Raw genomic sequence first — 20,991 nt, forward strand, 5'->3', positions numbered from 1 at the left:
TAAAATAATTAAGCCAAAGGATCAGTGTTCATTACACATCCTTTGGCTTTTTTTGTATTGTAGTGAAAACTTTGTTGCTATTTGACTAAGTTAGGTTGATTTGCACTCCAGGTATGTGCTTTCCTTGGTGCAGGGATGAACCTATCGTCGCCAAGCTCCTGTGGGGTCTCATCCTTCCTGCGCATCCCGCAGGAGTCACATACCTTCCGTTCCAATCAACGAGCTCTACCAAATTAAACAAGTCTTAAAACAACAATCTTTTATAGAAGAGTCATTATTAATGAAGTACATCTTCATTCGGACTGGTATTATTAGCACATTTTTCAGTGAACGGACATTCACTACATTCTGAAATTGAATTGGTTTTTATATATTCACTAGGCTCAAGTAGAAGGCTTTTCATGTACTTTAAATACTGAATTCCTTGTTCAACATCATTCACAGTTGGAGAATATCTATATGTTTCACCTTTTACTAGTGTAATAATCTCGATACTTTCTGGAATCTTCCCAAAAGCTTTCTTTGAAAAAACCACAAGTAATTGATTATACAATCGAATCATTTCTTCATCAGCATCTAGTAAGTATTTTTTTACTGTAAATGTTTTTGTTGACCATTCTACTATATCAAAAGTTAGTGATAACTGCGTTTCCAACTCATTTATATATGTATTTATCTTTTCAAATAAAAATAATGGGGGCTGGTTGTTTTTCCTTGTTGTAAGAGATTGAAGCAACTGATCTGTTGTTGTCGCCAAAACATTATAGTAGTGTAATTTCGAACTAAATATTTTAATGTTTACATTTTCCCAGTATCTATCAACTAATTTTAATATATTTAACTTAGTTTGCTCTCTTTCAGGAAGCAAGTAATAGTTTAGTACAATCTTATTTATAAGTTGTTGAACTACCTGTCTCCACTTCATTTGGCTAGTGTGTAAAGATAACACATGTTGGTAATAAAATCTGTATGGACACCTAATAAAAGACTCTAGGTGATAATCGGTCATCGTTTCCATAGATATCTGGTGGTGTCTATTTAACATTTCTTTACCTCTCTTTTCCTCATGTTAAAATTTATATTTCATACATATCTTAAATGATAACGATTATCATTGTCAATCGTTTTTTATCTCAATTACTCGCTTTCATATAAAAAGGATGTTCCTTAGTGATAGACTAAGGAACATCCTTTATTGACCCATATACTATTTTACTGGAATGATAATTTGTGAACCTATGGTTAAATCAAAAACATTTACATTTGGATTTGCATCCATTAGATTTTGTACAGTAACACCATCATATACACTTGCTATTTCGTAAAATGTATTTCCTGGTTGAACCGTATGATAAACAATACTATCTGATTCAGCACTTCCCTCACCACTATGATTAACAACCACTACTTCCGAACCAATAGCCAATTGATAAGGATCAATTCCTTCGTTATATTCATATAAATCGCTTAGTGAAACACCTTCATAAACACTAGCAATCTCATATAAGGTATTTCCTGGTTGTACAGTGTGAGTTACGTGTTCTTCATTATTATTAGTGGTACTAATTTGAATTTCTGTACCAACAGGTATAGCAGTTGGATCTAGGTCACTATTCATTTCCACTAATTCATCTACTGTAACATTTTCATGATTCTGTGCAATGCTCCACAAAGTATCTCCCTTTTCTACTATTTCGGTAGCAGCGCTAGCTGAAAAACTAGTTGCCCCAAAAATCATTCCCGTTATAACTGCTGGTGCTAAAATTTTTGTTGCCTTTTTCATCTTTAACTCCTCCTTTAGTAGTTTGTTGCTTATATTAATGTGTACCTCGATTCCTCTATAACTAAACATAAAATGAGTAATTTCGACATTTTTCAATCAATCATGTAACAAAAAAAGGACCTCTAGTCCTTTTTTTATCCGTTCTCTATGAATTTAGTAGTTCATAATTCTACCCTTAATTACTATTAACATGTTTAATACATAAACTTATAAGATCTTCCGTATCCTCTCTCCACTCTTGGACTTGGTCCTTCAGGCTACAAAATGAATTGTAATTTTGACCACGAAAAAACACTTCAACACAGGTGATAAATTCGGAGTATTCAAAAAATTCAACTGTTAAATCTTCATTTAGCCTTAATGAATCATTCATTTCCGCTCACTCCCTTTTTTACTACTTAAAGCTATTGTATAGCCCCACTATCTATATAATACCAAAATTATAGTAAAACGCTTACATTTTTTTAGAAAACTTTAAAACTTGTACTGGTCACCCGCCGGACGCGGAGTGTATTCAGCCTGCGGCTTTAAAAGGAAGAATGAAATAAACGAATTTCACACTTCCTCATTGATAGTAAAACACTACTTAAAAATATTATCTAAAAACACTCTTATAACATCCGCGCCACCTATAAATGTCCCTAATGAACTTCCTAGGTTTGCTAATACCACAATAAGGAGGATTCTACTTACTTTATTACGCCAAAAACCCTTAACAGTAAAGACATCCTCAGATAAATTTTCAAAGTCATTAACACTTGGTCTTCTGATATATGCTTGAGTTAATCCTGCAAACCATCCAGCCGCTAGCAACGGATTTAACGAAGTAATAGGTGCAGCTACAAAAGCTGTAAGAATGGTTAGTGGATGCCCCATAGCAATTGCAGCTCCAATTGCTGATAACAAGCCATTCCATAAAATCCAACTAATGGTTTGTGCAAGTCCCGCTGATGGGTTTGCATAAAATGTATAAGCAATTATGGCTAAAATTAAAACTGGGATACTCCAACCAATAAGTTTAGGAATCTTAGATTTCGGTGGTATCTCAGTCAAACGAGCCATATTCTGTTCTTTCTTAATCTCCTCTTTAATCCCTGGAACATGTGCGGCACCAAGTACAGCAACTATTTTTTGACCTGGTGCATCTTTGATTTTTTGTGCAAGATACTGGTCTCTCTCGTCAATTAACGGAGTCTTTAACTTTGGAAAACTCTCAGTAAATTCATTTAGGAGTGTATTAATCATATCTTGGCTTTTCATTTTTTCTAAGTCTTCCTCGGAAATACTTTCTTTGCTGAAAATACTAGCAATCACTTGACTCAAAAGAAGTGCTTTTCCCTTAAGGCCAATATTCCCCCAAATTCTCGAAAACGTAATCTGGATATTTCGATCGGCTAAAACGAGCTTGGCACCAATTTCTTTGGCAGACTCAATCCCTTGTATCATTTCCTGTCCTGCTTTAATATCAAATTGCTTTGCCAAGCGGTTTTGAAAGGAAGAAATAGCAAGGTTTATTAATAGTAATGAAGCCTTCTTTTCTTTAACAACCTGAATGATGTCCATTTCCTTCCATTTACTGCCTTCAGTTATCGACTTATATCTTTGCTCATCTAATTCCACACAAACCGAATCTGGTTGTTCTTGTGCGATTACTTCCTTCACGAGCTCTGCACTATGTTTAGAAACATGAGCTGTACCAATAAGTATGTACTCTTTACCATCTAAATGAATTCTCGTTATATTATCCTCAACCATAGATACCTTCCTTTAAAAACAACATATTTCTTATCTGTTTACATTCGTTAATTATAACACGAATCATTAAAACAAGCCCTACAAGATGAAATAATCATGTAGGACTCACACTTAATTTTCCTTCAGTTCTTTACGGTTCTTCTTAAATATTTTTGATAAAACTTCATAAACAATTGGAACAACAATTAATGTTAACAATGTCGAACTTGTTAATCCACCAATTACTGTAATACCAAGGCCTTTGGAAATTAATCCACCACCGCCAGAGCCAACTGCTAAAGGAACTAAAGCACCAATTGTTGCAATTGCTGTCATAAGAATTGGGCGCAATCTTGTTGCTCCAGCTTCTAAGATTGCTTCACGCATACTCATACCGTCACGTTCCATATGAATAATTCGATCTACAAGTACAATCGCATTCGTAACAACGATACCGATTAGCATTAGTAGGCCCATCATAACAGGTACAGAAATAGTCTCACCCGCGATTAATAGCCCAACAAACGAACCAATTACGGCAAATGGTAAAGAGAAGAGAATTGCAAATGGTGCCACTCCTTCACCAAATGTTACCACGAGAATGAAATAAACGATTGCGATTGCTGCAAGCATCGCTAGCCCAAGTTGTGTAAATGTTTCGTTCATATCTGCTGCTACACCTGCAACACCAACGGTCACACCCTCAGGTAAGTCTAGCTTTTCTATAGCTTTATCAACCTCTGTTGTTGCTTTTGTAATATCATCACCTTTAATTGTACCGGAAACAGTGGCATAGTATTCACCTTTACTCCGTGCCAATGTATTCAATGTAGTGCCTTCTTCAACGGTTACAAGATCAGAAAGTGGTAATGTTGTCCCTAATGCAGTCGGTATCTCCGTTGCCAGTATATCATCGATTGACTTTGGCTGTTCCTCCTGCTTTTGCTGAACAATAACCTCTAATGTATTTCCATCTTTTTCAACCGTTGTTAAAACCTCTTGAGTACGATTCGGACTTAGCATCATCACGATTTGTCCAGTTGTTAAACCGTATTGTAGTAATTCATCTTGTGTTACTTTGAAAGTATACTCAACATATTCATCCTCAGCACTTGATGAAACATCTTCTAAACCATCTTCCTCGCGCATAACTTCTTCTACCATTTTCACACCTTGGTTTAGCTTGTCTAAATCCTCACTGTAGAAAGTGTAGCTAACCTCATTGGTAGACATAGACATGGACGTAAAGTTTTGACTTTTCCATTCACCTGTTTGACCTATGTTGAACACATACTCTTCAACTTCTTCACGAGCCTCTTGGAAGTTATCCATTTCGGGATCAAAGATCAGGTACATTAATGCACCATCTCCTCCGCCTCCCATCATTGCAGCTGATGGATCGCCACTTTCTGTTACTGATAATTGGATGATATCTATGTCTTCATGCTTTAATAACTCATTCTCAACAGATTCAATGTTTGCTAATGTCTCTTCCATTAGCTCACCTGTACCTGGTGTGTAGGTTAAATACATAACCTTTTCTTCTTCACTACCAAGAAAACTAAAGCCAATTAGCGGTGTTAGTGCCAAACTTCCTGCTAATAAAACCACTGAAATAATAGAAGTAATCATTTTATGATTAAGTGTCCATTCAAGGATACCCTTGTACCATTCTGATAACTTACCGACCTCTTTATGACTACTTTCCGTTTTTTCACTATACAGTTTTTTCCTAAATAGGTAGTGAGAAAGTGCAGGAACTATTGTAATCGCAACAATCAATGAAGCACCAAGAGCAAATGTCATTGTTAATGCAAATGGGGTGAAAAGTTCCCCGACCATACCACCAACAAAGATTAGTGGTGCAAATACCGCAACTGTAACTAATGTTGAAGACAGAATCGGCTTAAACATTTCAATTGTTGCTTCACGTACAAGTGCACGTCCTGTTAATTTCTCATCTTTTAAATGTAAGCGACGATATATATTTTCAACCACTACAATAGAGTCATCTATAACACGACCGATTGCAACAGTAATCGCTCCTAAGGTCATGATATTAAGCGTTATTTCCATCCAGTTTAATAATAGTAAAGCCATGAAAATGGAAACTGGAATTGACACAATCGATATAATTGTTGATTTGAAATCTCGTAAGAATAACAAGATGATTAGCACAGCGATTAACCCACCAAATAGTGCCTTTTCAATCATCGTATGCACAGATTTTTCAATTGGCTCACCTTGATCAACTGTCACATCAATAATAAGTTCATCACTATTACCCGTTTCTTCTTCAACTAAATCTTTAACACTATTTACAACACTTACTGTGTTAGCTTGTTGTCCTTTAACAATTTGTATAGCAATAGCATCTTTACCATTTGTACGTGAAACTGATTGGACTTTACCAACCATTTCAATTGTTGCTATATCACCAAGTTTTACAAACGGTGATGGGTTGCTTTCTGATGGTGTAACAGGAATAATCATTTCCTTTAATTCGTCAGCTGTCATAAACTTTCCATCAATTGAAACAGCCTGTTCACCTTCTTCGAACTCGTAAAGACCTAATGAAACTGCAAGATCACTAGCTTGAATCATTTGTTTAACTGTATCCTCAGTCAAACCAAACTCTTTCATTTTTACTTCGTCATAAGTAAGCTGAACTTCTTCTATATGCTGACCTGTAAGTGTAGCAGATGCAACACCCTCAATTTTCTCTATCTTTGGAAGTAAGGTTTCTTCAACAGTTGAAGTTAATTCAACAATATCCCCATCCTGACTACTTACACTTAAAGCAACAATTGGCATCATATTCATACTTATAGCCGTTATGACTGGCTCTTGTGCACCCTCAGGTAAACTTACTGAATCTAATGCAGATTCCAATGACCGCTTTGCTTCGTCCATATCTTCGCCATACTCATATTCAACTTGTATACTAGACATGTTTGAATATGAGTTGGAAAAGACTGATTTTACACCTTCAAGACCTTCAACGGCCTTCTCTATAGGAATAGAAACATCCTCCATCACTTGCTCAGGAGTTGCTCCTGGATATACATCCATAACCATTAAGTAAGGAATTGAAATATTTGGTATCGTTTCCATATTCATTCTTGTACCCGAATACATACCGGTTACAGTGATAATAATCGTAAGTAACCAAACTGCAAGTTTATTCTTTAAAACAAAATTAACTATACCCTTCACCTTCACACCCACCCTAAATAATCTTTTACTAGCTCATCCCTTATATTAATGACTGGTCAGTCATTTGTCAACAGAATTACTTTCAGGATACATTTATTAAGGCATACTATTTTCATTATGTAGAAAAAGAACCTTTATTACTGATTATATAAGCTATTTACAAAAAAAATAGACAACACGATCTAACTTAGTTCATGTAATGTCCGTTATATAATGACTACTTAGTCAAAACAAAAAAACTTCTGAGTTTTACTCAGAAGTTTTTCTACTCAGAATCTGAATCAGAATCCGATGTATTAGATATTGGTAGACTTTTATTACTATAATTATATTCAAGACGGTCTACTGGAGTAAATTCTTTAGGTGTATAAAATCGTAAAAGATCACCTTCTACAACTCGATCAGAATAACTAAGTTTCATAAGTGCATTTTCTTGTAATCGCTTTGTCTCTTCTGATTCTTCGATTTCCAAACCTGTAGTAGAATCATAGAATTTTCCACCAGTATAGGTTATTTCTGGACCAACGAAATCACCATTTCTAAATGGAATCAGCTCATCATGTTCTGCTGATAAAAGATCAGATCCAAACTGTACATATTGTTTTGTTTCAATTCCCATTAAGTGCATTAAAGTCGGTAGAAGGTCAATTTGTCCTCCATACTGATTCATTATGCCACCTTCAACACCTGGTACTCTAATAAATAGTGGAACTCTTTGTAATGCTGCACTCTCAAAATCAGTAATTTCCTTACCTAACACCTGGGACATTGCTTTCCTATGATTATCTGAAATACCATAATGATCTCCATACATAATAATCATTGAATTATCATATAACCCAGATTCCTTCAGGTAATCAAAGAACTCTTTTAACGCTTCATCTGCATACCTAGCTGTCTGGAAATAGTTATCAACAGACTTATCTCCAGTCGTATGCGGAGCAATTGTAGTTTCCTCTTGGTCCATTACATATGGATAGTGATGGGATACAGTAATAAATTTTGTATAGAATGGTTGCGGTAATGCTTCTAGTAACGGTATAGACTGTTCAAAGAATGGTTTATCCTTTAAACCATATTCCGCAAGATCCTCTTGTTCCATATCATAATAGCTTGAATCGTAAAACTCATCAAATCCAAACGATTTGTATATTTCATCACGATTCCAAAATGACCCATTGTTACCGTGGAAAACCGCTGAAGTGTATCCTCTTTGTCCTAGTATTGCAGGTGCTGCATGGTACGTATTCAAACCTTTTGTTGAAAATGCAGACCCTTGCGGAAGTCCATATAGTGAATTTTCCAAAATAAATTCGGCATCAGCTGTTTTCCCCTGAGCAGTTTGATGGAAAAAGTTATCAAAATACATCGTATTTGTATCTTCTGTTAATGAATTCAAAAATGGTGTAACTTCTTCGCCATGAAGCTCATAATCAATAAGGAAGCTTTGGATCGACTCAAGATGAATATAAATGACATTCATCCCCTCTGCTGCTCCAAAATATTCTGGATCTGGACTAGCATAATCAGATCTCGTATAATTAATTACTTCAGTAATATCATTACTGTCTGCCATTGCACGTTTTGCAGATGCTTTTGTACTCTGAACAGCATCATAAATCGTGTAGTTATACATTCCTAAATATTTTACAATATAGTTACGATCGAATGTTCTAGTTAACAACTGAGGACGATCAATCTCAGCCAACCCTAAATTAACCAACATAGTAAGAATGGCAGTTACAAATACAGTCCTAACCTTTCTTCTGTTTAGTTGGAATATTGTATCTTTTTTACTTATTACTATTGCAAGAACGATTAAAATCATCGTATCAATAAAGAATAATAGATCATAGGGTTTTAAAAGAGCAGTAATACTGCCACTAACATCACCAAAGTTTTGTGTCTGTGTTAACGTAGGTAATGTAATAAAGTCGCTAAAGAATCGATAGTATACTGCATTTGCAAACAATAAGAAACTTAATACAAAGTTTAATACAACAAGCCATATATATTTTCTTCTTCCTTTTGATAATAGTGCAAATCCAAGAAAGAATAATGACGAACCTAAAGGATTAAGGAAAAGCAGAAAATTCTGCACCCAATTTTCTAAGCCTAAATCAAATTCATTAAGCTGAACGATATAAGTTTTTATCCACAAAAAAACAACAGCTAAAATGAAAAGGTTCATAAAATTACTTTCAAATCTAAATTTGCTTGCTAATTTTTTCATAATTTTACACCTCTCCAACATTCTATTAATAACTTTATCTATTTATAATTTATATATATAAAAGAGCTAATCTTCTTTCCGTTTATTAAAAAGTTAATGACTAAATTGATAATAACTGTTTCTATGAAAAAGTCAATATGGTCCTAAAACTATCGTTTATTCAGAACCTTTGTCCATTAACAGTGAACGCGTTTACAACAATATTTTATTTAGAATGGATTATATCACTTTCCTTCGTTAATTATAGTAAAAAAAGGCCTTTTTTAAAGCCTTCATGGACAAACTAATTATTTCATATTTTTTACAGGTGTCACTACAGCATACAAACTATCAGTTGTGTCACTAATGTTAATTTCAATTATTTTAAAATCATGTTTTGTATCTTCACTTTTCTTATAAGTTAATGTCTTTAGTTGATTTTCATTCATCCGTCTCTCACTCCTTTATACTTTTCACACCGAAGACAATATATGCATGATTCAGGAATTGGTGACAATGTTTTTTCCATATTATCCTAATGTTCCAGTTACCCCCATTAGAACAAAAATGACCTCGGCACATACCGAGATCATTAAGAGTACTATGATTTATGTTTAATTAAAGCAAATTAAACTAAAGTGACAATAATCATCAATGAAAACACGATCATAAGATAGTTAATTGAATATACAAACATGAGTGTCGCCCATTTATGGTCAGACATTTTTCCAAAGCCTTTTATACCTAGAAAGAACCAGATTAATGTAAGAATGACCGTAATTGCTATAAAGAATCCTCCCAAATCTATGAAAAACATGGTAGAAGCTAGCAGCGGAATCAAATAAACTAACGTTTGAATTTTTGTTCTTCTAATTCCTTTCACAACTGGCAGCATCGGTATACCCGCTGCGCGATATTCCTCAACTCTTCTTGTAGCTAGAGCATAAAAGTGAGGGGGTTGCCAAAAGAGCATCATCACAAATAATCCGGTAGCTATGGGATGTGTTAAATCTGAAGAAATGGCTGCCCAACCAATTAATGGTGGAACCGCACCTGAAAAACAACCGACCTCTGTATTCCAAACTGTCTTTCTTTTTGTAAACATTGTATAGGCAAATACATATAAAACAAATCCAAGTAAACCCATTGTTCCAGCCATAATAGAAACGGAAAATAACATAATCGTGCCAATTAGCGTAAACAGAATGCCTATCCAAAGGGCGAACATAGGATGCAAGGTCCCATTTACAGTTGGCCTTTCCAAGGTGCGGATCATTTTAGAATCAATATCTCGATCGTAATAGTTATTGACCGCACATGCCCCACCTATGACTAGTCCTGAACCGACAAGAGTAAGAATAGCAACTGTTAGATAGTCTAGAAAAAGGAGGTTATTTGTATGAAGAGCTAAATAAAGTCCAACAAAAACCATGAATACGTTCGAATTTATAATGCCTATTTTTATTAACTTACTAAACGAAAACCATGTGAGTTTATCGCTTGGTACAATCAATTTACTTATGCTGCTACTATTACTCATATATATTCCCCTTTAGAAGTGGCTCTGTTAAACGATTATGTTAATGTTTGTAATGATTTAATATTCATAGAACTATCATAAGAATTACTAAATTTATTGTAACCCAAACATAGTAAGGCATAATAGTCCCTTCCCTCAAATGACAAATGTCTGTAACAATTTAGTTGTCATTTTTTATTATTCAAATTCTCTGTAAGCTCTATTTTTATATTATTGCGATATCTAGATTTCTCGTACGAAAAAGAGCTAGCATTTCGTAACTGGTTCGGTTAACTACCTCAAACATTAAATACGCAAAGCAAAATGACCTACAAATTGCGGTTAATTTGCAGGTCTATTTTTGTTGATATAAAGGGAGTTTAATAACTATTTTAGAAGAATTTGAAGTGCGATTTGAATATAAGAAGTAGGGTACAACCTAGTAAGAGGACTACATTTTCACTAGTAATTTGATATACAAAACAATTAAGCTTTGATTTTGTTCATATCTGAATATCGAGTTTACTCAGCATATGAAAAATAAACGGAAAAATTCCAGCTAATTTCGGAAATAGCCATCTTTTCTTAGTAATAATGGGAGTTTTTCCGTTTATATAAACATAATCCTTGGATTTGACCTGATTTAGATCCGTTAACCGGAGTATCTCCGCTTATGCTTACGTTTTTAAGCTTCCCCTATACAATAGCGGGAAATTCTCCGCCTATCCTCATACATGCACAAAAATCGATACGAAGGCGGAGATGTTCCCTAACTCGTTCTATAACTTTTTTTATCACTCTTAATCAAGTAGAGGATCTTCATTTTCACTAAAGGTGGGGAATATCTCTGGGTGAAGTATACTTGCAATCTTATTTAAACCAAGTAACAATCTAGGCGAAGGTCTACAAAATAACGGCTCGTCTAATATATATAACTGATTGTTCTTAACAGCATCCATTTGGTCAGCATGAGGACGCTTTAGAATAACTTTTGGATTAACTTTATCTTTCTGAACGCCAACCCAAATAACACAAATAACTTCTGGGCTTCTTTTATATACGTCTTCCCAGTCAGTTTTTACGCTTTTTTGTGGTTGATCATCAAATACGTTTCTTCCACCTGCAAGCTGACTTATTTCAGTTAACCAATTGCTTGCACCAGGTGTGAAGATTGGTTTTGCCCACCATTCCCAGTATAGAGTTTTAGGATGTTTTATTTGGTTAGATAGAAGTTGGTATTCATTTAATATAGCATTGAACTTATCATATAGTTTCTTAGCTTTGCTATAGGTATTTGTAGCTTCTCCAAGAAATAATAGACTTTCTCCTACCTCAGTTAATGACTTTGGATTAGGAATGGTAACATACGGGATGTTTCTTTTCTTTAGCTCTTCGATATTCCTTTCCATACCTGGAACACTTAGGGATGCTAAAACGATGTCAGGTTTTAATCCTTCAACTTTGTCCATGTCAATGTTCAAGTCTGGGCCAAGCCTCGGCAATTCATTGACACTCTCTGGCCAATTGGAAAAGTTATCCACTCCTACCAGAGATGACGTTAATCCAAGGTATGCTACTAATTCTGTATTACTTGGGCAAATTGATATGATTCTCATAATTGACTCCTTTCAATAAATTACTTCATTCTCTTTGATAATCCGTTCCACATATAATAGACTTCAGTTGATAGAGAAGCAGCATCCTGAGCGATCCACCCAGAGAGGTCTCTAAGACTTCTTTCATCCTTTTGAAGGGGAACAATTCCCTTCCCTATTTCTAGCATAATAAGTGTAATTTGACTGTTCCTATTTCTCTCTTCTTCAAGTAACCTCAGAAAAAAAACATTTATTTCATTCCTGATTTCGTTGATCGTATCTCCTTTCTCCAATTCAGAAGAAATCCACTGTTCCCATCCTTCCAGCACTAATGTTGTATTCTTCTCCCACTTCGTTTCCCAATCTTCAATTCGATCTCCATTGTAAGCAGAAATCCAACTACAGTTTCCATATGTCTCTCTTACCCATTTCCTTTTTCCTGAAAAGGCACCACCAATAACGAGTTGCATACCCATTCTCCCTTCTTCTGTTCCATGGTTAATTTCACACCATTACCATGATTGATTGTCACATCCCAAAAGGCTGTTTCAGGAAGAACCTTTGAAACAAAATAACGAATCACCCCTCCATGGGTCATAACTAGTATGTTGCTCTTATTTTTCTGGGTAGAATCATGAAATAATTCTTCCAAAAATAAATCTATTCTTGTTTTAAAAGTAACGAATGACTCTCCATTTGGAATTTGATAATCTTCCCAGCTATTAAGCCAAAGTTTGTACTCCTTATCCATCTTAAGATCCTGGTATGTCTTTCCTTCCCAATCCCCAAAATGTAGTTCTCTCAGTCTTGAGTCAACGGAAGCAAGCGAGGTTAAATTTAAATATGCTAATGTCTCCTTACACCGACATAGATCACTAGTATATACTTGATCAAAGTGAATTTTCTTTAGCTCGAATTTCAAGTCTGATAGTAACTCTAATTCACTTTTAATCACACCTTGGTCTGTATGTCCTAAATATCTTTTCTCCTTGTTCCAATCCGTTATCCCATGCCGAATGAGAAATAAATCCAAGTAATTAGAAGTCCCCATAATTCTCCTCCTTCAATCGATGTCCCTAGTAGATCACCATTCAATCCTTTGAACGTTTTCTTGATCCATAATCCAAACAAGCCGATAAAAAATCCATATGCTGGAATTAAGAAGAGCCATTGTGGGTAAAAGAATATCAGGACTATAATGGGAATACATGAATACAAACCATCTAATTTATGTATGTTTTTCTTCCACTCCCATGCCAGTCCATTAGGCTTTGCAGTTGGTAATTCGACCATTAGAATAACAGCAACCAGTCGTGAAAAAGCCAAAATAAAGACTAAATAGTGGAATGTAATTCCTGACTCGAGTAATGAATAAATGAAGATGAACTTCCAAGCAAGTAAGAATAAAAGGGAGATAATACCGAAGCTTCCTACATGCGGATCTTTCATGATCTCCCATTTCTTTTCAATTGGTGCATTCGAACCAATTGCATCAGCAACATCCATCCAACCATCTAAATGCAACCCACCAGTAATCCATACCCATATAGACAGAATAAGTAAAGTCATAACGAGAACAGGTAAATATGATTGAAGAAGTGCAAGAATCCCAATGATAATAGAACCAAGAAGCAAACCAACTAGAGGATAACTCTTAAGTGCCCACCTACTTGTTTTTGGATTCCAAGGACAGTTAATAGGAATGGGAAGTCTTGTTAGAAATTGAATGGCTAGAATAAATCCATAGAACATTTCTTTCATCTTACATCGTCCCCTTTCCAGAACGTAGGGATTCCTGCCTGAACTTGAACAACGAGATCTGACCTTCCAATAATTCTTTGATGGATCTGCTGCAAAGCAATCATATATGTTAAAACCAATTCACTTGAATGAGGAAGTCCTTCATTTAAGTCATTGGATACCAAGATAAGATATAATTGCTTTTCATCGGCAGTTGTAAGCAGTTGATCGATATGATTCTCAATCTCCTGTAAGCTGTATCCTAATTCGAACATGACATTGCTTAACCAAATCGTTAAACAATCAACTAAAATGACATCACCTTTTTTGAACTGTAATAGGACTGAGTTTAGATCAAAAGGTTCTTCAATCGTTTCCCACTCATTCCCACGTTCTTGCTGATGAATTTGAATTCGTTGACCCATTTCAACATCACTTTTTTTTGCAGTTGCAATGTAATATAATGATTTTTCTTTATTATTCTTCTTATTATAGATTGATAGGGCGGTTTCTTCTGAAAAATGACTTTTTCCAGACCTTGCACCACCTGAAATAAATATAATCATGTTTCATTTCTCCATTTTTGAAGAATCATAAGTAATCTTTCATTCTCTTCCTTAGACCTAATCGCTAATCTCAGGAAATCTCCATTTAGTCCTTTAAAATTATGAGTATGCCTAGTTAATATTCCATTCTGTAAGAGAAAATGAAACAGTTCTTCTGTTCGATGTGGTTGCTTCTTATCACGAAGAAGATAGAAGTTTACCTGTGAAGGCGAATGATAGAAGTCTATCGAAGCTAATTTCTTATAGACATACTGTGATTGCTCACTTAACCAATCCTTTGTTCTCTCTACAAATTGAACATCATCTAGTAATTTAGGAACAATAGCATCTACGATGGAATTTATGCTCCATGGAATTTGATCATCTCTTAATGCATTTATAATTAAAGGATTGGCCATAATGTATCCAATCCTTAGACCTGGGATTGTATACATTTTTGTTAAAGAGCGCAATAATATTAAATTAGGATATGTAGCCAACCATGATGAGAGGGAAGGTACCGAGGCTGGAAGAAAATTAACAAATGCTTCGTCTACCACAACGGATGTCCCTGTTTTTTTCCCTTCCTCTAAGAGTAAAAGTAAATCTCTTTCATTAATAACCGTTCCTGTAGGATTATTAGGGCGACAAAGGAAAATAACATCTGTTTCTTTAAGTTTTTCACACATCGTTTGGATTGGTAGTCCAAACTCATTTTCTTGCTCAAACATGATCTGTTCAACAGAAATATGATAATGCTTACAAGCACGTTCATATTCCATAAAAGTAGGATGAACAACCATTGCCTTGAGATTCTCAAAATACTTAGCGATCAAGAATATTGCTTCTGCCCCTCCATTTGTCAGCAATAGCATATTTGGATCAATCGATTCATGGGCTGCAACTGATATACTGCACTTCAAATAAGAAGGTTCTGGATAACTTGTAATCGTATGATACTGATTACTTATTTCTTCCTCAAGCCAAGCAGGAGGACCTAAAGGATTTAAATTCGCACTAAAATCATGAATATGAACATCCTCTTTTAGTTTAAAAAGTTGTTTGATTGTTTCAGGTTGTCCACCATGATTTGGCCACTTCACTTTTCTTCACCTCAATAAACAATGTATCCTATAAGGAGGAGGAGGCAAACACCTATCATCGTGAATACAATCCACCCACCATGCATATATACAATTGATTTTTTTATATCTGAACTTACTAATACTCTTAATGGATCACCCATGGTTGCCCGTTCTGATTTTCTTCCTTCATAATAGTTAACTCCGCCCAACTGAACTCCTAATAACCCAGCTACCATTGCCTCTGACCAGCCACTATTTGGACTTGGGTGTTTTCTTGCATCTCTCCATGTTATGCTTACCCCATGATTTTTCTTAGATCCTTTTATTACAAAAGAAGCCAGCCACATTGCCAATGCTGTTAATCTTGCAGGAATCCAATTTACTAAATCGTCTAGTTTAGCTGAGGCCCAGCCAAAATCGATAAATTTTTCATTTTTGTAACCTACCATAGAATCTAACGTATTTGTGGCTCGATAAACCATAGCTAATGGTGCACCACCAATCATTGCCCAAAATAAGGGCGCTGTTATACCATCAACTGTATTTTCTGCGACCGTTTCAACTGTTCCTCTAACAATTTCACTTTCAGGTAGCTGTTTAGTATCTCTTCCTACAATCATACTCAGTTGGAATCTAGCTTGTTTAAGATTTCCGATAAGTAATGGTGCCAGCACTTCCTTGGCCGCTGACGATAGACCTTTAATTGCGATCGTTGTCGAAATTAAATAAATTTCAATTACCATTCCCAAAATAGGATGTAGTTGAAAAGCAAAATAAACGATAGACGAGGTGAAAATAAAAACAGTAAATAATATTGTAATTGTTAAGTACAGACCTTTTCTTTTTCGGTTTTTCCCCTTATTCCACCTAGCTTCTAAATATGAAATAAATTTCCCCATTATGATCACCGGATGTGGGAACCAACGAGGATCACCTATTAGTAAATCTACTATTATAGAAGATAAGAGGATAAAACATATACTTACCATTGGATCTTGTATTAGATTTAACATATCTTATTCCTTATTAAAAGTTTGACCTTCTTGAAAGTTAATCATGATTTCATTGATTCTGTCTAACTCAATATTCTCTCTCACTACTTTAGCTAAAAGGTCAAAACCTTCTTCCTTCTTATTAGCAAAAGAGGATCGATTATGAATTGGGCTTAAACCCTTTCTATGCCTCAATTCATTAAGAATGACTTCTCGCAAGTAATCATTATGAAAAATCCCATGAAAATAAGTACCAATTATCATCCTATTAGAAGTCATTGTTCCTTCTACTCTGTCCGATAACTGAATGAAATGCATAAATTCCTTTTCAAGGTGAGCTTCACCCATATGAATCTCGTAACCAGTGACTGGAATTTCATATTCTCCGAAGATCGCTATCCCCTCAGATTGAACGGTTGTCTTTGTTTGTGACATTGTGGTTTTCATTGGAATGAGACCTAAACCCGTCATCTTTTGTTTGGAAGACTCAACACCATATTCATCCCATATGCTATTTCCTAGCATCTGATACCCACCACAAATACCAATAATCATCGTTTCTTTTTCTGATAAATGGAGAATCCGATTTGCTAAGCCTGATTCATGTAAAAACTCCATATCCTCAATCGTATTTTTACTTCCAGGGATAATAAGTAAGTCAGGCTCTCCTAGCTCCTCCGCCATTTTAACAAAACGAACATGGCAGTCTTGTTCTTCAAAGAACGGATCAATATCAGTGAAATTCGAGATCATTGGAAGGCGAATTACCGCAATATCAATGTCTTTAGTGGTATTCTTCTTCGATGTATAATGACTTAAAACAACTGAATCTTCTGCCTCAATTAATAGGTTATTAATGTATGGAACAACACCTAAAACAGGGACACCCGTATAGTCTTCAAACCATGTTAAACCAGGCTCTAACAAGGTCACGTCGCCTCTAAATTTATTAATAATTACACCAATCACTCTTTTTCGATCTTCAGGTTCTAGGAGCTGTAGTGTGCCTACCAGACTTGCAAATACGCCTCCCTTTTCGATATCACCTACTAGGATAACTGGCGCGTCCGCGATTTGTGCAACACGCATATTTACGAGTTCTCGATCATTCAAATTAATCTCGGCAGGACTACCTGCCCCTTCAATTACAATTCTCTCATACGCCACAGATAGGTGATTATACGATTCTCGAATGAGATTTAATCCTTGTTGAAAAAAGTCCTGGCGGTATTCCCCTGCCTTCATATTTTTATATGGTTTCCCATGGACGACAATTTGAGATTGATATTCTCCGCTTGGTTTGATTAGAATGGGATTCATATCGGTTGTTGCAATGATACCTGCTGCTTCAGCTTGTACTCCTTGTGCACGTCCAATTTCTTTCCCATCCACTGTGATATATGAATTTAACGCCATGTTTTGTGATTTAAATGGAGCTGTCTTATAACCATCTTGAGCGAAAATTCTACATAATGCAGTTACTAAAGCACTTTTCCCAGCATCTGAGTGGGTCCCTTGGATCATTAACGGAATCGCTTTTTTCATATGGAAGATTCACTCCTAACTTAAAATTCAATTCCTTTAACTGCTGGAATGCCTTCGTCGTAATAATGCTTTTCAGCTTCTACAACAGAAACGAGGTCAGCAATCTCTTTAATTTCCTGCTTAGCATCTCTTCCAGTAATAACAAGGTGAACATGAGATGGTTTATTTTTAATTAAATCGATAACCTCATCTAGTGGTAAAACATCGTCAACTGGGAATTTATCAATCGCTAATGCATTGTTCAGTTCATCTAAAACAACTAAATCGTATTCACCACTCATTACTGCTTCCTTTGCGATCGGCCATCCTTTTCTTAGGGCTTCTCTGTGTTCTTCAGGTGTCTTTGTCCATGTAAACCCAATTCCTAATTGAACCATTTCAACACCAAGCTTTTTAAGAGCTATTTGTTCACCATATGAACGTTCAGGTGATTTTATAAATTGAAAAATCCTAACTTTAAACCCTCTTCCTACCCCTCTTAGGGTTAACCCTAAAGCAGATGTTGTCTTCCCTTTGCCATCTCCTGTATAGACAAGTGTTAATCCTTTTTGCTTTTCTTTCGTTTTACTCATAATAACCTCCTGGAATGTTCGTAATTAATTCTTATTTGAAACTCCTGCTGATTGGAATGTTGCCATTTCTTTTAACATTAATGTTGCAGACTTCACAATTGGATAAGCAATGGCTGCGCCTGTTCCTTCTCCTAATCTAAGTCCTAGGTCTAGTATAGGTTTCTTTCCTAGTAATGAACTGGCTACTTGATGACCAGGTTCTACGGAGCGATGGGTAACAATCATATAATCAACAACAGTACTAGAGATAGACTTTGCTAGCAATGCGGCAACCGTACAAATAAAACCATCAACAAGGATTGGTTTCCGATAAGTAGCAGCAGCTAGCATTGCCCCTGCCATACCTGCAATTTCAAGCCCACCCATTTTCGCAATCATATCAATAGGATCTAGAGGGTTAGGGTTTCGCTTTTCAATTGACTCCTTTATAATGTTCACCTTATATTGTAATTGTTCATCTGAAATACCTGTGCCTTTTCCTACCAATGTTGAGACATCCTTATTACTAAGAACTGCTAGAATCGCACTACTTGCTGTTGTATTTCCGATTCCCATTTCTCCTAGAATCAGACATTCGGCACCTTTGTTTATTATTTCAACAGCTTGATCGTATCCTATATTGATCGCACTTTCAGCTTCTTCACTTGTCATTGCATCTTCTTTATAGAAATTTGCAGTTCCATAGCGAATCTTTTTATCAATCAGCCTCTCATGCTCAATATCTCCTGCAACTCCAATATCGATAATTTCAAGTAAGGCTCCTATTTCTCTACTAAATACATTGATTGCTGCTCCACCTTGTAAAAAATTTTGCACCATCTGTTTTGTCACTTCTTGAGGATAAGCTGAGACACCTTCTGCAGTAATTCCATGATCAGCAGCAAAAACAAGAACACCTGGCTTTGTCACATTAGGAAATGCTTCACCTTTCATTTCAGCTAGACTAATCGCTAACTCCTCAAGTCTTCCTAGGCTTCCAACTGGCTTTGTTAAAGTATTTATATACTCTGTAACAAGCAAACCCATTTCCTTGTTTAACTTAGGAATTGAATCAAATTGTACCCTCATACTGTTTCCTCCTATAATCAAGGCATGTCTTAATCCAATTATCTAGCATTTCAGGACAAGAAGCAAAATGAAAGTGGGTATAACCAGCTACTAAAGAATGTATGAGATATCCTTCCTTATTTACCCCTCTTAATCCTTTCGTTTCATACGCATATGGTATGTTCTCTTCAACAGGTTGATAGGAAGAGTAATGAAACTCATGTCCTCTCGCATCCAAATCTCTTAATATATAGTTTTCATTTTGTCCACTAATCTCTCTATATCCAAGTGCAGCTAAGTGTGATTGCATCTGAACTCTACCAGGGATAATCCCTACCATTTCATATTTCTCTTTTTCAGTCGTTTCAATTGATTCAGTTAAATACATAAATCCACCGCATTCAGCAAGTGTTGGTAATCCATTTTCAATGGCATCTTTGATCGAATTTTTTGAATGTAGATTAGAAGCTAGTTCTTGCGCGAATTCTTCTGGAAATCCTCCACCTATATATAGACCAGAAACTCCATCTGGCAATTTTTCATCTTCTAGTGGAGAAAAATAGACAACTTCCACACCATTTGCCTCTAATAATTCGATATTTTCAGGATAATAGAAATTAAACGCTGAGTCTTTAGCAACAGCCATTTTAATTGTAGGTTCTTTCTTTTGTTCAAAAATTGAAGGCTTTTGATTAACCTTTAGTGGCTCTGAAACTGCTAACTCAAATAGGCGTTCAACATCCACAGTCTCAAGGATTAAGTCTCCGAGTTTATCAAAAAATGGATCTAATTCTCCTCTTTCCAATGAAGGGATCAGACCAAGATGTCTCTCAGGAATCTCAATATCTAGTTCTCTTTTTAAATAACCTATTACTGGAACATGACATTCCTTCTCTATCGCTTTCTTAACAAGTTGAAAGTGCCCTTCACTTCCCACTTTATTTGCAATAACAGCTACAATATTGGGACCTTCTGAAAATGTTTGAAATCCTTTAGCAATGGCTGCTGCACTTCGAGCCATACTTTCACAATTCACGATAAGCAACACAGGACTCTGCGTTATTTCACTAATTTCAGCAGTACTTCCCTCGTTTGTTTCTGGATTTTTCCCATCAAAGAATCCCATTACTCCCTCAATAATTGATATATCCGAATGTTGACTACCCTTATTATAAATATCTAATAAGATTTCTTTCGAGAACATCCAGCTATCTAAATTCCGAGATGGCCTGCCAGTGACAGCAGTATGATAGGAAGGATCGATATAATCTGGGCCACATTTAAAACCTTGAACAATCAAACCTTTTTTCTTTAATGCAGACATTAATCCAATTGTAACCGTGGTTTTCCCTACCCCGCTTCCAGTTCCAGTAATTACGATTCTACGTTCTGTCACTGCAATTCCC

Annotated in this window: 19 protein-coding genes; all 19 read right to left on the reverse strand. The window is 35.6% G+C overall.

All coding sequences use genetic code 11. The features are described from left to right. Positions 1-277 precede the first annotated feature (277 nt). Complete coding sequence (locus tag BLQ56_RS11940) at positions 278-1,045, reverse strand: hypothetical protein (protein ID WP_090854303.1); 768 nt, start codon at positions 1,043-1,045, stop codon at positions 278-280. 162 nt (positions 1,046-1,207) lie between these two features. Continuing rightward, a complete protein-coding gene (locus BLQ56_RS11945) occupies positions 1,208-1,783 on the reverse strand; it encodes a LysM peptidoglycan-binding domain-containing protein (protein WP_175490279.1) in 576 nt (191 codons plus the stop codon). 175 nt (positions 1,784-1,958) lie between these two features. Then, a complete protein-coding gene (locus BLQ56_RS11950) occupies positions 1,959-2,156 on the reverse strand; it encodes a hypothetical protein (RefSeq protein WP_090854309.1) in 198 nt (65 codons plus the stop codon). Between the two features lie 209 nt (positions 2,157-2,365). After that, complete coding sequence (locus BLQ56_RS11955; protein ID WP_090854312.1) at positions 2,366-3,538, reverse strand: TraB/GumN family protein; 1,173 nt, start codon at positions 3,536-3,538, stop codon at positions 2,366-2,368. A 111-nt stretch (positions 3,539-3,649) separates the two neighbouring features. Further along, entirely contained in the window at positions 3,650-6,733 is a 3,084-nt protein-coding gene (locus BLQ56_RS11960; RefSeq protein ID WP_090854315.1) for an efflux RND transporter permease subunit, read from the reverse strand. Positions 6,734-6,998: 265 nt separating this feature from the next. Then, positions 6,999-8,966, reverse strand: coding sequence for a lipoteichoic acid synthase (gene ltaS / locus BLQ56_RS11965; RefSeq protein ID WP_090854318.1), 1,968 nt, complete (start codon positions 8,964-8,966; stop codon positions 6,999-7,001). Positions 8,967-9,253: 287 nt separating this feature from the next. Then, positions 9,254-9,394 (reverse strand): hypothetical protein, encoded by a 141-nt coding sequence (locus BLQ56_RS23525; protein ID WP_175490281.1) that lies wholly within the window; start codon positions 9,392-9,394, stop codon positions 9,254-9,256. Positions 9,395-9,573: 179 nt separating this feature from the next. Next, positions 9,574-10,485, reverse strand: coding sequence for a heme o synthase (gene cyoE / locus BLQ56_RS11970; RefSeq protein WP_090854321.1), 912 nt, complete (start codon positions 10,483-10,485; stop codon positions 9,574-9,576). A 779-nt stretch (positions 10,486-11,264) separates the two neighbouring features. Further along, positions 11,265-12,080, reverse strand: a complete 816-nt coding sequence (locus tag BLQ56_RS11975; protein ID WP_090854324.1) for a cobalamin-binding protein — start codon at positions 12,078-12,080, stop codon at positions 11,265-11,267. Between the two features lie 20 nt (positions 12,081-12,100). Then, positions 12,101-12,529 (reverse strand): bifunctional adenosylcobinamide kinase/adenosylcobinamide-phosphate guanylyltransferase, encoded by a 429-nt coding sequence (locus tag BLQ56_RS11980; protein WP_090854327.1) that lies wholly within the window; start codon positions 12,527-12,529, stop codon positions 12,101-12,103. Beyond that, the gene (locus BLQ56_RS11985) at positions 12,481-13,110 is read right to left on the reverse strand and encodes a histidine phosphatase family protein (RefSeq protein ID WP_090854331.1); all 630 of its coding nucleotides are present in this window, start codon (positions 13,108-13,110) and stop codon (positions 12,481-12,483) included. The genes BLQ56_RS11980 and BLQ56_RS11985 overlap by 49 nt, the downstream gene beginning before the upstream one ends. After that, a complete protein-coding gene (cobS, locus tag BLQ56_RS11990) occupies positions 13,062-13,820 on the reverse strand; it encodes an adenosylcobinamide-GDP ribazoletransferase (RefSeq protein ID WP_090854334.1) in 759 nt (252 codons plus the stop codon). Before cobS ends, BLQ56_RS11985 begins: the two co-directional genes overlap by 49 nt. Beyond that, positions 13,817-14,365: a bifunctional adenosylcobinamide kinase/adenosylcobinamide-phosphate guanylyltransferase gene (locus tag BLQ56_RS11995; protein ID WP_090854337.1), complete on the reverse strand. Its 549-nt coding sequence runs from the start codon at positions 14,363-14,365 to the stop codon at positions 13,817-13,819. The genes cobS and BLQ56_RS11995 overlap by 4 nt, the downstream gene beginning before the upstream one ends. Further along, entirely contained in the window at positions 14,362-15,447 is a 1,086-nt protein-coding gene (gene cobD, locus BLQ56_RS12000) for a threonine-phosphate decarboxylase CobD (protein WP_090854340.1), read from the reverse strand. The genes BLQ56_RS11995 and cobD overlap by 4 nt, the downstream gene beginning before the upstream one ends. An 11-nt stretch (positions 15,448-15,458) precedes the next feature. Beyond that, the gene (gene cbiB, locus BLQ56_RS12005) at positions 15,459-16,442 is read right to left on the reverse strand and encodes an adenosylcobinamide-phosphate synthase CbiB (protein ID WP_090854343.1); all 984 of its coding nucleotides are present in this window, start codon (positions 16,440-16,442) and stop codon (positions 15,459-15,461) included. A gap of 3 nt (positions 16,443-16,445) precedes the next feature. Then, positions 16,446-17,966: a cobyric acid synthase gene (locus BLQ56_RS12010; protein WP_090854346.1), complete on the reverse strand. Its 1,521-nt coding sequence runs from the start codon at positions 17,964-17,966 to the stop codon at positions 16,446-16,448. Between the two features lie 20 nt (positions 17,967-17,986). Next, positions 17,987-18,538, reverse strand: coding sequence for a cob(I)yrinic acid a,c-diamide adenosyltransferase (locus BLQ56_RS12015; protein WP_090854349.1), 552 nt, complete (start codon positions 18,536-18,538; stop codon positions 17,987-17,989). Positions 18,539-18,562: 24 nt separating this feature from the next. Beyond that, entirely contained in the window at positions 18,563-19,606 is a 1,044-nt protein-coding gene (gene cobT / locus BLQ56_RS12020) for a nicotinate-nucleotide--dimethylbenzimidazole phosphoribosyltransferase (RefSeq protein WP_090854352.1), read from the reverse strand. Next, on the reverse strand, positions 19,590-20,981 hold the full coding sequence (locus tag BLQ56_RS12025; RefSeq protein WP_090854355.1) for a cobyrinic acid a,c-diamide synthase CobB: 1,392 nt from the start codon (positions 20,979-20,981) through the stop codon (positions 19,590-19,592). The genes cobT and BLQ56_RS12025 overlap by 17 nt, the downstream gene beginning before the upstream one ends. Between the last annotated feature and the right edge of the window lie 10 nt (positions 20,982-20,991).

This window comes from Litchfieldia salsa (assembly GCF_900104555.1).
Lineage (GTDB): Bacteria > Bacillota > Bacilli > Bacillales > Bacillaceae_L > Litchfieldia > Litchfieldia salsa.